This is a genomic window from Methylobacterium goesingense (assembly GCF_022179225.1).
GTDB classification, from domain to species: Bacteria; Pseudomonadota; Alphaproteobacteria; order Rhizobiales; family Beijerinckiaceae; genus Methylobacterium; species Methylobacterium goesingense.
On the sequence record NZ_BPQL01000025.1, the window covers coordinates 37,143 to 51,389 of the forward strand.

Sequence of the window (14,247 nt, forward strand, 5' to 3'; positions counted from 1 at the left end):
CGGTCAGGACCGGTTCGGCAACGGCTCGGTGAGGAGGCGGTTCTTTACCACCCAGCGCATGGCGTGCGCCCAGGTGTCGTCGGTGTCGGCCCGGATCACCACGCGCCCGCCCCGGATGACCTTACCAGTGGCAGCCTCCGCGATGGTGACGGTGAGGTTGAAGATCTGGTTCGAGCCCTTCTCGACGTAGCCGCTCACCGCGAGGTCGGCCCCCAGGGTCTTGGCGATGGCGGCGGCGCAGCCGTCGCACTTGTAGAGGGGCGCCTGCTTGGCGATCTCGGCCGCCTGGGGGGCGACGTCCACGGGCTCGACGCTGTCGGCCAGCGCCTTGCGCAGCTCGTCCGTGACGAGGCCGAGGCGCCGGACCTCGTCCGGCCGGGCCTTGCGGCCGCCGACCACGCCGGGATCGAAGAGCTCGACCCCGAAGATCGCGGCCTTCTCCGGCGCGGCCCGGGCGGGGCCCGCGAGGGTGCCGGCGACGAGGAGGGCGACGAGCCCGAGCGCTGAGCGGACCGGAGACGGGGCCATGGGCGAAGTTCTCCGCTGGGGGCGGGACCAAGAGGGACCACGGGAACGCGCCGGATGCCCGCACGATCCCGACGGCTTCATCAGTTCCGCGAGATCTGCCCGGAAACGGGCCGGTGCGCAAATGCCGCCGCGTCGTCCGAGTGTTGAACGCAAGGTCTGCGCGCGGCGCCCTTAGGAATCGCTTAGCAATCCGCGATTGAGCGCGGCGGCGCAATGTTGTTAGCCTCACCCCCACATGCCCAGCCCCGCACGCCTCCTCCTCGCCCCGCTCGCCCTCAGCCTCGGGCTGTGCGGCCTCGCCCCGGCCTCGGCGCAGGAGCCGGCATCCCCCGCGGTCGCGCCGTCGATCCCTCCGAGCGAGACGCATATCGGCCTGATCTACCGGCCCGAGCCCGCGCCCTCGTCCTACGACGCAGAGGCGGTGCCGGAGGACGAGGGCGTCGCCGGCGCCCGGATGGCGGTCAAGGACAACAACAACACCGGCCGCTTCACCAAGCAGACCTACGTGCTCGACGAGGTCGCCCTCGACGGGGACAAGGATGGCGTCGCGGCGGCGCGGGACCTCGCGGGGCGGGGTATCCGCTACCTCGTGGTGGCGCTGCCGGCGGCCGAACTGCTTGCCATCGCGGACGCGCTGAAGGGGCAGGGCGTCACGATCTTCAACATCGCCGCCCCCGACGACCGCCTGCGCGGCGCCGATTGCCGGGCGAACGTCTTCCACGTCCTGCCGAGCCGGGCGATGCAGACCGACGCCCTGGCGCAGTTCTTCACCCTGATGCGCTGGCGCAAGATGTTCCTCATCGTCGGCCCCCGGGAGAACGACCGGCTCTACGCCGACGCCTTCAAGACCTCGGCCAAGAAGTTCAACCTGAAGATCAACGCCGAGAAACCCTGGACCTTCGGGCCGCTCGCCAAGGCGCGGGGCGACACGCCCACCCGCTCTGAGGCGATGGTCTTCACCCGAGGGCTCGATTACGACATCGCGGTGGTGGCCGACGAGGCCGGCGACTGGGGCGACTACGTTCCGTTCCGCACCGTCGACCCGCGTCCCGTGGCCGGCACGCAGGGGCTGATCGCCACCACCTGGCACCCGATGCTGGAGACCTGGGGCGCGGCCCAGGCGCAGAACCGTTTCCGGCGGCAGTCGGGCCGGCTGATGCGGCCCCTCGACTACCAGGCCTGGGCGGCCGTGCGCTCGGTGGGCGAGGCGGCGACCCAGAAGAAAACCGCCGACCCGGCGGTACTCGCCCCCTACTTCGCGGACCCGGCCTTCAGCCTGCCGGCCTACAAGGGCGTCTCCCTGAGCTACCGGCCCTGGGACCACCAACTGCGCCAGCCCATCATCGTGGTGCAGCCCAAAGCCATGGTCTCGGTGGCCCCCGAGCAGGGCTTCACGCACCAGCGCACGCCGCTGGACACCCTCGGCATCGACCTGCCGGAGACCACCTGCAAATTCCCGGACTGAGACCGTCCCGGACCGAGACCGTTCGTCGATCCCGTCACGTTCGCGCGAGGCCCGGATCGCCCGGGCCGCCTGCGGCAACACGGTCCCCACCCGCTTGCAGTCTCGTGCTCCCCGTGGGAGGGGGCTGCACTATAGTAACGCCCAATCAATCGCGCACGACACAGCGATGGCCCCGAGGAGGAACCCCATGAGCCGCGGCTTCAGGGCAAACGCGTCCGGAACGATCCTGGGCCTGGCGCTGCTGGCAGGCACGTCATTGGCCGGCATGTCACTGGCCGGCCCGGCCCAGGCCTACACGGTCTACGTCACCAACGAGAAGGGCAACTCGGTCAGCGTCATCGACACCGAGACGATGGCCGTGACCGGCACCTGGAAGGTCGGCCGGCGCCCACGCGGCGTCACCACCAGCAAGGACGGCAAGGAATTGTTCGTCTGCGCCAGCGACGACGACCGCATCGATGTGCTCGATACCGCCACCGGCAAGGTCGTGCGCTCGCTCCGCTCCGGCCCCGATCCGGAGCAGTTCATCCTCGGCCCCCAGGGCAACCTGCTCTACGTCGCCAACGAGGACGACAGCCAGGTCACCGTCATCGACGTCGAGAAGAACAAGGTCATGGCCGAAGTGCCGGTGGGCGTCGAGCCCGAAGGCATGGGCCTGTCGCCGGACGGCAAGATCCTGGTGAACACGTCCGAGACCACCAACATGGCCCACTTCATCGACACCACGACCTTCCAGGTCATCGACAACGTGCTGGTCGATGCCCGCCCGCGCTTTGCCGAGTTCACGGCGGACGGGAAGTTCCTCTGGATCTCGGCCGAGGTCGGCGGCACCATCAGCGTCATCGACGTCGCCGCCCGCCGGGTCGTCAAGAAGATCACCTTCAAGATCCCGGGCGTGAACGACGAGGCGATCCAGCCCGTGGGCATCCGCATCACCAAGGACGGCAGCAAGGCCTTCGTGGCCCTCGGACCGGCCAACCGCATCGCGGTGATCGACGCCAAGACCCACGCGGTGGAGAAGTACCTCCCCGTGGGCCAGCGTGTCTGGCAGCTCGCCTTCACCCCGGACCAGAAGCTGCTGTTCTCCACCAACGGCTCCTCGAACGACATCTCGGTCGTGGACGTGGCGGCCGAGAAGGTGGTCAAGAGCATCCCCGTCGGGCTGCTGCCCTGGGGGGTTGCGGTGTCACCGAACTAGAGAGCTTCCCCTCCCCCTTGCGGGGAGGGGCCAGGGGTGGGGGTGGTTGGGTGACCCTCGTGGCTTCGGAGCCCGGCGGAGCCACCCCCACCTCCAACTCCTCCCCGCAAGGGGGAGGAGGGCCCGTGATTGACAATGACGGCCGCCCCGAGGCGGCACCGCCCGAGGCGGCAAACGGGAGAACGACGAATGAAGCGGACGATGCGGCGCACCGCCCTCGCCCTGGCGGCGATCCTGGCCACCGGATCTGCGATTCCGGCCCAGGCCCTCGACCTGACGAAGAAGCGCCAGAATCTGCCGGACCTCGTGCTCGGCAACGAGGAGGGCAACGACTTCGTCGTCGAGAACCGGGAGATCGAGCTCGAATCCGGCAAGGCCTACCGCCTGCGCATCGTCGCCAAGGGCCGGCAGGAGTACAAGTTCTACGCCACCGAGTTCTTCCGCAACATCTGGTTCAACCAGATCGTGATCCAGCACCTGGAGATTCACGGTAGCGGACCGCCGGACCATCTGGAATTCGACGACCCGGGCGAGATCGCCATCGAGTTCGTGGCGATCAAGCCCGGCGAGTATCCCTGGTCGGCCCGCGGCCTGGAAGCCAAGGGCATGACCGGCAAGTTCATCGTGAAGTAAGTTCATCGTGAAGTAGGAATTCCGTCGATGCGCGCTCCCACGATTCTCGCCCTTTGCGTCCTCCTCGCCCTCGGGAGCGCCGCCGCCCGCGCGGACGACAAGGCCGCCTGCGTGGAAGGCATCGCGATGATCCGGGCCGAACTCGCCAAGCCCGCCCCGGAAGCGATCCAGCCCAAGCTGAAGAAGGCTCTGCGGGTGGCCGAGCGCGAGATGGGGGAGGGCGAGTTCGACGAGTGCCTGGACGCCGTCGGCGACGCCAAGCGGGCGTTGAAGCCATGACTCCCGCAACGACGAGTCCAGCCCTCGAGGTCGCCCAGGTCAGCCACCGCTTCGGCTCGCGCGCGGCTCTGTCCGACGTTTCTTTGAGCGTGGCGCGCGGGCGCTTCACCGCGCTCCTCGGGCCGAACGGAGCCGGCAAGACGACCCTGTTCTCGGTGATCACCCGCCTCTATTCGAACCAGGACGGCCGGGTCTCGATCCTCGGCCATGCCCTCGACCGGGAGCCGAGCCGGGCGCTCGCCCGCCTCGGCGTGGTGTTCCAGGCCCGCACCCTCGATACCGATCTCACCGTCGCGCAGAACCTCCTCTACCACGCCAGCCTGCACGGCATTCCCCGCAAGGCCGCCAAGGCGCGGATCGCCGCGCTCCTCGACCGCGTCGGCCTCGCCGACCGGCGTGACGACAAGGTCCGCACCCTCTCGGGCGGGCAGTCCCGGCGCATCGAGATCGCCCGCTCCCTGGTGCACGAGCCCCGGCTCCTGCTCCTCGACGAGCCCACCGTCGGCCTCGATCTCGAATCGCGCGCCGACATCGTCGCCATCGTCCGCGCCCTGGTGCGGGAGGAGGGATTGTCGGTGCTCTGGGCCACCCACATCTTCGAGGAGATCGACGCCTCCGACGACGCGGTCGTGCTGCACCGGGGCCGCATCGTCGCCCGCGGCACCGCCGGCTCCATCGCGCAGGGCGACGAGACGCTGGAGGCGGCCTTCCGCCGCCTCGTGGCCGAACCCGCACGGCAGGCCGCATGAGCACGCCCACGGAGCCCGTCGCCATGCCCCTGAGCCCGAGCACGACCCCGCACACGGTCGCCGTCCCGGCGGAGGCGCCGGTGCCCCATCTCGGGCGCCTCGACGCGGTCGGCTACCTGATCTGCCTCGGCGGCATCGTGCGGCGCGAGTTGCTGCGCTTCTTCAACCAGAAGGAGCGCTTCTTCTCGGCCCTGGTCCGGCCTCTCGTCTGGCTGTTCATCTTCGCGGCGGGCTTCCGCAACACGCTCGGCGTCTCGATCGAGCCGCCCTACCAGACCTACGTGCTCTACGAGGTCTACGTGGTGCCGGGCCTCGCGGTGATGATCCAGCTCTTCAACGGCATGCAGTCCTCGCTCTCGATGGTCTACGACCGCGAGGTCGGCTCCATGAAGGTGCTGCTGACGAGCCCCTATCCCCGCTGGCTGCTGCTGCTGGCCAAGCTCATCGCCGGCGTCACCGTCTCGGTGGTGCAGGCCTACGCGTTCCTGGCCATCGCGTGGTTCTGGGAGCTCGACATCCCGGCCATCGGCTACGTGGCGGCGCTGCCGGCCTTCATCGCCTCTGGGCTGATGCTCGGCGCCATCGGCCTGCTGCTCTCCTCCATGGTCAAGCAGCTCGAGAATTTCGCCAGCGTGATGAACTTCGTGATCTTCCCGATGTTCTTCGCGTCCTCGGCGCTCTACCCGCTCTGGCGCATCCGCGAATCCTCCGAGACCCTGTACTGGATCTGCCAGGCCAACCCCTTCTCCCACGCGGTGCAGCTCGTGCGCTTCGCCCTCTACGGGCAGTTCGAGCCGATCGCCTGCGCGGTGGTCGTGGGCACCACACTCGCCTTCTTCACCCTCGCCGTCGTGGCCTACGATCCCGGCCGTGGCATCATGGCCCGGCGCGGCGGCCCGGCCGGAGACAATTCCTGATGACCTCTCGCACGCTGACGCTCCGGGCCCTCGCGGGCCTCGCTGTTCTGACTTTCGGCGCCGGCCCGGTCCTGGCCCAGCCAAAATCCGATCCGGACTGGCCCTGCGTCCAGCGCAAGGTCTCGACGCTCAGCCCCGGCACGGTCTGGACCGGGCCGGACCTCGAGGCCGCCGGCCCCTGGGGCGACGATTTCGAGGCCGCGGCGCTCGCCCAGAAGATCGCCTCGCGCCGGACGCCCCTGACGGAGGTCGATCCCCTGCTGGAAGAGTTCGCCGCCAAGGCGGGCGCGGACAAGGACAAGCGCCTCACCCGGGTCTTCGCCGGCGTGTTTGAGGTCATCAACGGCGAGCGTAACAAGGTCGTCGCCGGCATCGGCCGCTACGCCCAGGGCCAGCGCCGCATGGCCGAGCGCATCCGCGAGGAGGCCGACCAGATCAGCGCCACCAAGGATTCGCCGAGTGTCCAGGATGCCCGCGACATCCCCAAGGACGCCTCGGAGCTGGAGACCAAGTTCACCTGGGACCGGCGCATCTTCCAGGAGCGCAGCCAGTCCCTAAGCTATGTCTGCGAGGTCCCGACCCTGCTGGAGCAGCGCCTCGGCGAGATCGCCCGGCGCATCCAGGCCCGCCTCTGATTCCGGAGGCCGCCCGACGAATTGCCACTTTATCCCGGGCGGCTTGCTGAACCTTCCCTAAATCTTTGAAAACAGACGAAGAAATGTGTCCGGAGAGCCACGCAGCGCGGCCAAGCGGGATTTGAGGCCGCAAAAAGGCTGAATCGGCTCCAGGCGCCGATTGTCCTTCCCGCACGATCCTCTCAGAAGTGTGTTCGAAGCCTCGGCAAGGGGCATGGACACGAATTCGATCGAGGGGCTGGGGATGACGAAGCGGACGCTGCGGGGCAGCCTGCTCCTATCGGTGGCGCTGGTGCCCGGCACGGCCTGGGCGCAGGGCGCGGGCGGACAGGCGTCGGTGCGGCTCGACGAACTCAGCGTCGTGGCGACGACGCCCGTGGGCGCGGTCGGCGATTCCCTCTCCGGCATCTCCGCCGCGCAGGCGCCGGCCGGGCAGTTGCCGGTGGTGTCCGAGCCGCGCCTGCGCGGCGGCGCCCAGCCCCTCTACAAGATCCCCAGCACCGTCGAGACGGTAACGGCTGCCGACCTCGACGTCGACCGCGGCACGTTCAACGCCGTGGCCACGCTGGCGCGCAAGACGCCGGGACTCAACCTCTCGGATTCCCAGGGCAACAACAACCGCGTCGACATCAACTATCGCGGTTTCCAGGCCTCGCCGGTCACCGGCGTGCCGCAGGGTCTGGCGGTCTACCAGAACGGCGTGCGCATCAACGAGGCCTTCGGCGACACCGTCAACCTCGACCTGATCCCGCCCTCCGCCATCCAGCGGATCGACGTGGTCACCAGCAACCCGGTCTTCGGCCTCAACGCGCTCGGCGGCGCGATCAACATCCAGATGAAGAACGGCTTCACCTGGCAGGGCACCGACGTGACGCTCCTCGGCGGGTCGGACGGACGCATCGGGGGGGGCCTCGAATACGGCAAGGTCATCGGCCCCTGGAGCTTCTACTTCAACGGCGACGGGCTCAACGACCGCGGCTGGCGCTACCAGTCGCCGACCACGATCGGGCGCGTCTACACCGACCTCGGCTACCGCACCCTCGATTCCGAATTCCACATCATCGGCAACTTCGCCCGGACCTTCTTCGGCGCCGCCGCCGCAACCCCGGTCGACTTCACCCACCTCGACCCACGGGCGATCTTCACCTACCCGCAGACCACCACCACCCAGCTCGGCACCCTGCAGGTGACGGGGCGGGTCGACATCTCGCCGACCTGGGATCTCGCCGGAAACGCCTATTTCCGCCGCTTCAGCCAGCAGTACATCGACGGCAACGACGCCGAGTTCGAGCGCTGCGGCCGGCAATGCTCGACGCCCGACGTGCTGCGCTTCGATGACGACGGCTTCCCCAACGTCAACTTCGACCAGCTGCGCCTCCGCGGCGCCAACGGCCAGCTGATTCCCCGCACCGCCGGCGTGCCCTACGGCACCCTCGACACGACGAAGACCGAGGCGACCGGCTACGGCGGCTCGCTGCAGGCGGCCAACCGCGACCGCGTCTTCGGGTTCAACAACAGCTTCGTCGTCGGCGGCAGCATCGATGTCGCGGATTACAGCTACAAGTCGTCGAGCACCCTTGGGGTGATCAACCCGGACCTCTCGGTCACCATCGATCCGAACAACCCGAATTACGGCTTCATCCCAGGCCTCGGCACCACGCAGCTGCGCACGGACGGGGCGCTCGGCATCGCGCCGAGCGCGGTGCTCGGCTCGAACCTCTACATGGGCCTCTACACCACGGACACGATCGACCTCACCGACCAGCTCTCGCTGACGGCGGGGGCCCGGCTGAACTTCGCCCGCGTCTCGACGCAGGACCAGACCGGCTTCTCGCCGGACGTGACCGGGACGCATTACTTCACCAAGATCAACCCGCTGGCGGGCCTGACCTACCGGTTCACCCCGGGCCTCTCGCTCTACGGCAGCTACTCCGAGTCGAACCGCGCCCCGACGCCGCTCGAACTGGCCTGCGCCAACCCCGAGCGCCCCTGCCTGCTGCCGAACTCCCTGGTCGCCGACCCGCCCTTGAAGCAGGTGACCGCCCAGAACTACGAAGTCGGCATCCGCGGCGCGCTCCCGAATTTCTATGACGGCGGCCTCCTCACCTATAAGGTCGCGGCCTTCCGCAACGATCTGGCCAACGACATCCTGCAGCTCGCGACCCCCGGCAACGCGGCCCGCGGCTACTTCGTCAATGTGCCGGCGACCCGGCGCCAGGGCATCGAGGTCGGCGGCGAGTTCACCCGCGGCGACCTCTCGGTCTACGCCAACTACGCCCTGATCGACGCGACCTTCCGCTTCACCGGCACCCTGTCCTCCCCGAACAACCCCTTCTCGGTGCCCGACGCCGACGGCAATCCCGGCGAGATCCTGGTGACGCCCGGCAAGAAGGTCCCGCTGATCCCCGATCACCAGTTCAAGGTCGGCTTCGAGTACATGGTCCTGCCGGGCTGGCGGGTCGGAATGAACCTGCAGGCCTTCTCCTCGTCCTACTACCGGGGCGACGAGTCGAACCTGAACCGCAAGCTGCCGGCCTATTACGTGCTCGGCCTCAACACGAGCTACCAGATCACGCCCAAGCTCCAGGTCTTCGGCCTCGTCACCAACCTGACCAACAACCGCTACACGACCTTCGGCACGTTCTTCGAGCCGGGCCTCGTGGCCAACCGCTACCCCGTGAGCGACGTGCGCACCACGACGCTGGCCCAGCCGCTCTCGATCTACGGCGGCCTGCGCTACTCCTTCGGAGCGGACCCGGTGCCGATGGCCGAGCCGATCATCCGCAAGTACTGAACGCAGTCACCCGAACAGACCTGAACGGCGCGGATCCCCGGATCCGCGCCGTTCTTCGTTGGTGGACCGGGCATATAGCCGGCTGGAGCGCACAGACCTCACGAAACAGTGATCTTGCGGCTATTACCCGGCATAGAGTCCGAACAATCCCGACGGGGGTTGCCGGATTCTCCCGATTCTTCTAATGAGTCGCAAGTCGAGTCGTCGACTCGACTCGCCGTGACTCGGGCAGATTCGCCTATGTCACGGCTCTATCTCGAAGAACCTCAGGGTTCTTCTCGCTGATCTTCGGAGTGCTTCAGTATGTCGTCTCGCCTGTCCGCCGTCGCGATTTTCGCCGCCCTGCTGGGCTTCGCCGCCCCCGCCCTCGCGGCCGACGTCTCCGCCTTCGATCCTGACAAGGACGGCACCATCGATCTGGCCGAGGCGCAGGCGGCCGCCGCGAAGAAGTTCGACATGCTGGACCCGGACAAGGACGGCACCCTCGACGCCCGGGAGCTGAACGGCCTCCTCACCGCCGCAGAGCTCAAGGCCGCCGATCCGGACAGCGACGGCACCCTCGACAAGAAGGAATACCTCGCCGTGGTGGCGGCGCGCTTTAAGGCCGCAGACCCGGATGCCGAGGGGACCATCGACGCGAAGGAACTCTCGTCGCCGGCCGGCGCTTCCCTGGCGACCCTGCTGAAGTAAGGCCGTCCATCGGGGGCGGCCCCCCGAACGGAGCGTTCCATCCATGCGGATCACCCTCGTCCTGCCGGCCGCCCTCGTCCTTCTCGGCGCCGCCGGGCCGGCCCTCGCCTCATCCTGCTCCGAGCAGATCGCCACCATCGAGCGCCGCCTCGACAGTGCCGGCGCCGAGCAGGTGACGGGCAAGGAGCCGCCCGGCGGGCCGACCTCCTCGCACTCCGAGAAGGCCCTCGACCACGCGCCGAAGGGCAAGCCGACCGATCCCTCGACCACGGCGAGCGCCGGCGGCGTCGCGGAAGCCCGCGACCTGATCAAGAAGGCCCGCGCCCAGGACAAGGCCGGCGACATGAAGGGCTGCGAGGACACAATGACCGAGGCCAAGAAGAAGGCCGGCGCCCTGCCGTAGGGCGCTTGCGCCGGACCGGGCACCCGCCCGGCGCGGGCGGCGTAACGCCATAATCGCGCAAAAACCATCAGGGCCGCGCTCCTCACGGAGCGCGGCCCTCTTCGTCGGGACCGATCGCCTTCGGACCACGGCGGCGGGGCCTGCACCCGGCCAGCGCGCTCTCAATAGGCGTTCTTGGTGCGGAACAGGGAGACCGGGGTCGCGAGCATGATCTTGATGTCGAGCAGGATCGACCAGTTCTCGATGTAGTGCAGGTCGTGCTCGACGCGCTTCTGGATCTTGTCGCTGGTGTCGGTCTCCCCGCGCCAGCCGTTCACTTGGGCCCAGCCGGTGATGCCGGGCTTGACCTTGTGCCGCGCGAAGTAGCCGTCGACCACCTGATCGTAGAGGGTGTTGGCGGCCTTGGCCTGGAGGGCGTGGGGCCGGGGGCCGACGAGGGAGAGCTCGCCCTTGATGACATTGAAGAGCTGCGGCAGCTCGTCGAGGGAGGTGCGGCGGATGAAGCGGCCCACCGGCGTCACGCGGGGGTCGTCGCGCGTCACCAGCTTGGCGGCGCCCGCGTCGCTCTGGTTCACGTACATCGAGCGGAACTTGTAGACCTCGATCAGCTCGTTGTTGAAGCCGTAGCGCTTCTGCCGGAACAAGACCGGGCCGGGGGAGGTGAGGCGCACGGCGAGCGCCACCCCGAGCATGACGGGGGCCAGCGTCACGAGCATCGCCAGGCCGACCACGCGGTCGAACAGGCTCTTGGCCACGATGTCCCAGTCGGCCATCGGCTTGTCGAACACGTCGAGGACGGGCACGCTGCCCAGGTAGGAATAGGCGCGGGGGCGCAGCCGCAGCTTCGAGGCCTGGGCCGAGAGGCGAATGTCGATCGGCAACACCCAGAGCTTGGCCAGCATCTGCAGGATGCGGTCCTCGGCGGTGATCGGGATCGTGAAGATGATGAGGTCGAGCCGCGTTGTCCGCGCATAGGCCACGAGGTCGTTCACGCTGCCGAGCTTCGGGTAGCCGGCCACCACCGTGTCGGAGCGCATGTCGCCGCGATCGTCGAACACGCCGACGATGCGGACGCCGGATTCCGCTTGCGCGTCGAGGGCCCGGATGAGGTCCTCCGCGACCGCGCCGCCGCCGACGATGGCCGTCCGCCGGTCGAAATGGCCGCGCTGCATCTGCGCGCCCACCAGGGCGACGAGCGCAAAGCGCTCGGCCACGAGGGCGGCGAGGCCACCGGCGAAGAAGGTCGCCAGCCAGATGCGCGAGTAGTGATCCGCGACCTTGGCGAAGACCATCACGGCGGCCACCAGCAGGAAGGCCAGGCACCAGGCGCCGAGCAGCCGGAGGGCCCCGCTGGTGAGCGCGCGGAAGGCGGTCATCCGGTAGGCCCCGGCGGCCTGGAGCAACAGCACCGCCAGCGCCGCGATGCCGAGGGTGGCCGTGAGGTAGCGGGGCGACAGGGGCACGATCCCGGTGAGTTGCACCGCGTGGACGCCGACGCCGAGCGCCGCGATCAGGACGAACTCGACAACGCGGACGCAGCCCGCCAGCACCACCGGCGACAGGAAGGCCGGCGGGCTCGGGGGCGCCAGTGCCTCCGCGGGGGGCATCGCCGGCAGGGCGGCGGCACCCTGGCCGCCGGGATGGCTGGAACCGGGACGGTGGCCGCCGGAGCGGCCGGCCGCCTCCAGGAGATCACGGACATCGAAGGCGCTCATGGCAGGCTTCCGAATTCTTCTGGGCGCGCGAGGTTGAGGTTACGAAAAGGATTACGGGGCCGTGGGGGCGATCGCCGGGCGGGCGGCCCCGGCCCTGGCCCGCAGGGCAGAGGCGTAGCCGGACAGCACGTCGGACCCCATCCGGGTCATCGAGAAGCGCGCCTTGACCGAGGCGGCGAGCCCCTCGAAGCGCAGGCGGCAGGCTTCCGGCTCCTCGTCGAGGACCCGTGCGATGGCCGCCGCCAGGGCCTGCCCGTCGCGGGGCGGCACAAGCTGCCCGGCGGCCGGCCCGAAGATCTCGGGGATGCCGCCCACGTTGGTGGCCACCAGGGGATGGCGGGCGGCGGCGGCCTCCAGCACCACGTAGGGGAGGGATTCGGCCAGCGAGGGCACCACCATCACCCGCCCGCGGGCGAGCACCGCCCGGATCGACTGGGGCGGCTCGAAGGCCACCGCGTCGCCGAGCCCCATCGCCACCACGCGCTCGGCGAGGACGTTGGCGTCTGGGCCCGACCCGACCATGAGCAGCCGCAGGGCGCGTCCCTCGGCCCGCAGGCGCAGGAGGGCGTCGAGGAGGAAGGGTACGCCCTTCGCATCGCGCAGCTCTCCGATATAGAGCAGGTCGTAGCGGTCCTCGGCGGGAACGATGGGGTCGAATTCCGCCTCGCCGATCCCGTTATGGACGATGCGGGTGATCCGGCGGGGATCGCCCGCATAGGCGCGGTGGCGACCGGCGACGTACTCGCTCTCGAACAGGAACACGTCCGTCCGCAGGGCGAGGCCGCGCTCGATGCCCATGTAGACGCGGTGGCGCAGGGTGCCGGGCTTGTAATTGTAGCTGCCGCCATGGGGCGTATAGGCCCGGATCGGCGCGCACCCGCGCACCGGGGCGAGGCGGGCGTAGACGCCGCCCTTGGCGCCGTGACCGTGGAGCACGTCGGCCCCGACCTCCGCGGCGCGGCGGGCGATGGCGCGCAGGGCCATGAGATCAGAGGGATGCGGGTTGCGCCGCATCGGCATCCGGGTGACGCCGAGAGCGAGGCAGGGCGCCAGGTCGGCCAGCGCCTGGGCGGCGCGCTCGCCCCCGGTGCTGGCATCGCAGACCAGACCCACCGCGTGGCCCGCCGCCGCCTGAAGGCGGGCCAGATCGACGACGTGGCGGAAGAGCCCCCCCACGGGCGCGCGGAACACGTGCAGGATGCGCTGGGGCGGCAGGCCGCCGGAGGCGGCGCCCGCAGCCTGGAGGACGGAACCGGACACGGCGGCTTCGAGGGCGGACGCAGACACGACGGGCTTCTCCACGCAACGCTGGACGGGCGGTCGGAACGCTCGGCCGTTGCCGGACACTGGCCCGGAGAGGTGGGTGGACCGTTAAGCGGGGTACGCCGGCCTCCGGCGGGAGGCCACGAACGCCGCGATAGTTCGCGTCTCGGTTAGGCGATCCCTAATGACCGCCGGCGGATCGCAGATCGGACGCAGACGACGCGGCAGCGATGCCAAGTCCTTGGTCAAGTCGATCACCGAAGACGGCGCCGGTCGCGCGACGCATCACGCGCCTTCGGGCACGCACATCATGCCGGCGCGGCCGTGAAGGCGCGGCGCGCGATGACTCAGCCTAGAAGAACCGTTCCTTGATCACGATGGTGTCGCCCGGGCGTACCGGATAGGTCATCGGCACGATGCCGGAGACGAGGCCGTCCTTGCCCTCGCGGGTCAGCACCGCGTAGTCGCGGGCCGCGCGGGGACCGAACCCGGCCGCGATCGCCACCGCGGTCTCGACGGCCATGCCGTTGACGTAGGGATACTGGCCCGACGTCGTGACCTCGCCCAGGATGTAGAACGGCCGGTAGGCATCGACCTCGACGGTGACGTGGGGCTCGCGCACGAAACCGGCGGAGAGCTTGGCCTCGATGTTTCGCGCGGCCTGGCTGGTGGGCTGGCCGCCGACCTTCACGAGGCCGATGAGGGGCATGGCGATGTTGCCGGCCCCGTCCACAGCGTAGATGTTCGAGAGATTGTCCTGGCCGAAGACGATCACCCGGAGGCGGTCGCCGGCCGAGAGGGTGTAGCGCGCGCCGATCGAGCCGGTGCCGGTGGCGTCGAGCTGGTCGGTCCGGAAGTCGGGCCGCAGGCAGCCGCCGAGCGCCAGGCTCGACGAGAGTGCTAAGAGGAGTGATCGCCGGTTCATCACCACTGCCGCCGTGAGGACTGTATCCACAGCCTCCTAAGACGATATGGTTA

Annotated in this window: 15 protein-coding genes; 11 read left to right on the plus strand and 4 right to left on the minus strand. The window is 69.3% G+C overall.

Annotated features, from left to right (window positions below; all coding sequences use genetic code 11):
* Positions 1–3: 3 nt before the first annotated feature.
* Entirely contained in the window at positions 4–528 is a 525-nt protein-coding gene (locus MFF30_RS06050; RefSeq protein ID WP_238277804.1) for a DUF3280 domain-containing protein, read from the minus strand.
* 235 nt (positions 529–763) lie between these two features.
* On the opposite strand from MFF30_RS06050, the gene pedA1 reads away from it, so the two are divergent.
* The 10 genes from pedA1 to MFF30_RS06100 all read left to right on the plus strand — a co-directional run bounded on the left by pedA1 (position 764) and on the right by MFF30_RS06100 (position 10,291).
* Entirely contained in the window at positions 764–1,993 is a 1,230-nt protein-coding gene (pedA1, locus tag MFF30_RS06055; protein ID WP_238277805.1) for a lanthanide ABC transporter ABC transporter substrate-binding protein PedA1, read from the plus strand.
* 187 nt (positions 1,994–2,180) lie between these two features.
* Complete coding sequence (locus MFF30_RS06060) at positions 2,181–3,191, plus strand: YVTN family beta-propeller repeat protein (protein ID WP_373320852.1); 1,011 nt, start codon at positions 2,181–2,183, stop codon at positions 3,189–3,191.
* A gap of 189 nt (positions 3,192–3,380) precedes the next feature.
* Entirely contained in the window at positions 3,381–3,824 is a 444-nt protein-coding gene (locus MFF30_RS06065) for a cupredoxin domain-containing protein (protein WP_238277807.1), read from the plus strand.
* A gap of 27 nt (positions 3,825–3,851) precedes the next feature.
* A complete protein-coding gene (locus MFF30_RS06070; protein ID WP_238277809.1) occupies positions 3,852–4,103 on the plus strand; it encodes a hypothetical protein in 252 nt (83 codons plus the stop codon).
* On the plus strand, positions 4,100–4,852 hold the full coding sequence (gene pedB / locus MFF30_RS06075; protein WP_238277811.1) for a lanthanide ABC transporter ATP-binding protein PedB/LutE: 753 nt from the start codon (positions 4,100–4,102) through the stop codon (positions 4,850–4,852). The genes MFF30_RS06070 and pedB overlap by 4 nt, the downstream gene beginning before the upstream one ends.
* Positions 4,853–4,875: 23 nt before the next feature.
* Positions 4,876–5,769, plus strand: coding sequence for a lanthanide ABC transporter permease protein PedC (pedC, locus tag MFF30_RS06080; protein WP_238277905.1), 894 nt, complete (start codon positions 4,876–4,878; stop codon positions 5,767–5,769).
* Positions 5,769–6,404 carry a hypothetical protein gene (locus tag MFF30_RS06085; protein ID WP_238277813.1) on the plus strand — a complete coding sequence of 212 codons (636 nt, stop codon included), beginning with the start codon at positions 5,769–5,771 and terminating at the stop codon, positions 6,402–6,404. The genes pedC and MFF30_RS06085 overlap by 1 nt, the downstream gene beginning before the upstream one ends.
* Positions 6,405–6,648: 244 nt before the next feature.
* Positions 6,649–9,198, plus strand: a complete 2,550-nt coding sequence (locus MFF30_RS06090; protein ID WP_238277907.1) for a TonB-dependent receptor — start codon at positions 6,649–6,651, stop codon at positions 9,196–9,198.
* Positions 9,199–9,501: 303 nt separating this feature from the next.
* Entirely contained in the window at positions 9,502–9,888 is a 387-nt protein-coding gene (gene lanM, locus MFF30_RS06095; protein ID WP_238277815.1) for a lanmodulin LanM, read from the plus strand.
* 43 nt (positions 9,889–9,931) lie between these two features.
* The gene (locus MFF30_RS06100; protein ID WP_238277817.1) at positions 9,932–10,291 is read left to right on the plus strand and encodes a hypothetical protein; all 360 of its coding nucleotides are present in this window, start codon (positions 9,932–9,934) and stop codon (positions 10,289–10,291) included.
* A 161-nt stretch (positions 10,292–10,452) separates the two neighbouring features.
* On the opposite strand, the gene MFF30_RS06105 is transcribed toward MFF30_RS06100, so the two are convergent.
* On the minus strand, positions 10,453–12,006 hold the full coding sequence (locus MFF30_RS06105) for an undecaprenyl-phosphate glucose phosphotransferase (protein WP_238277819.1): 1,554 nt from the start codon (positions 12,004–12,006) through the stop codon (positions 10,453–10,455).
* A gap of 51 nt (positions 12,007–12,057) precedes the next feature.
* The gene (locus tag MFF30_RS06110; protein ID WP_238277909.1) at positions 12,058–13,266 is read right to left on the minus strand and encodes a glycosyltransferase family 4 protein; all 1,209 of its coding nucleotides are present in this window, start codon (positions 13,264–13,266) and stop codon (positions 12,058–12,060) included.
* A gap of 187 nt (positions 13,267–13,453) precedes the next feature.
* Between MFF30_RS06110 and MFF30_RS06115 the strand changes: the two genes are divergently transcribed.
* Positions 13,454–13,597: a hypothetical protein gene (locus MFF30_RS06115; protein ID WP_238277822.1), complete on the plus strand. Its 144-nt coding sequence runs from the start codon at positions 13,454–13,456 to the stop codon at positions 13,595–13,597.
* A 24-nt stretch (positions 13,598–13,621) separates the two neighbouring features.
* Here the strand turns inward: MFF30_RS06115 and MFF30_RS06120 are convergent, their stop codons facing one another.
* Complete coding sequence (locus MFF30_RS06120) at positions 13,622–14,194, minus strand: polysaccharide biosynthesis/export family protein (RefSeq protein ID WP_238277911.1); 573 nt, start codon at positions 14,192–14,194, stop codon at positions 13,622–13,624.
* Positions 14,195–14,247 lie beyond the last annotated feature (53 nt).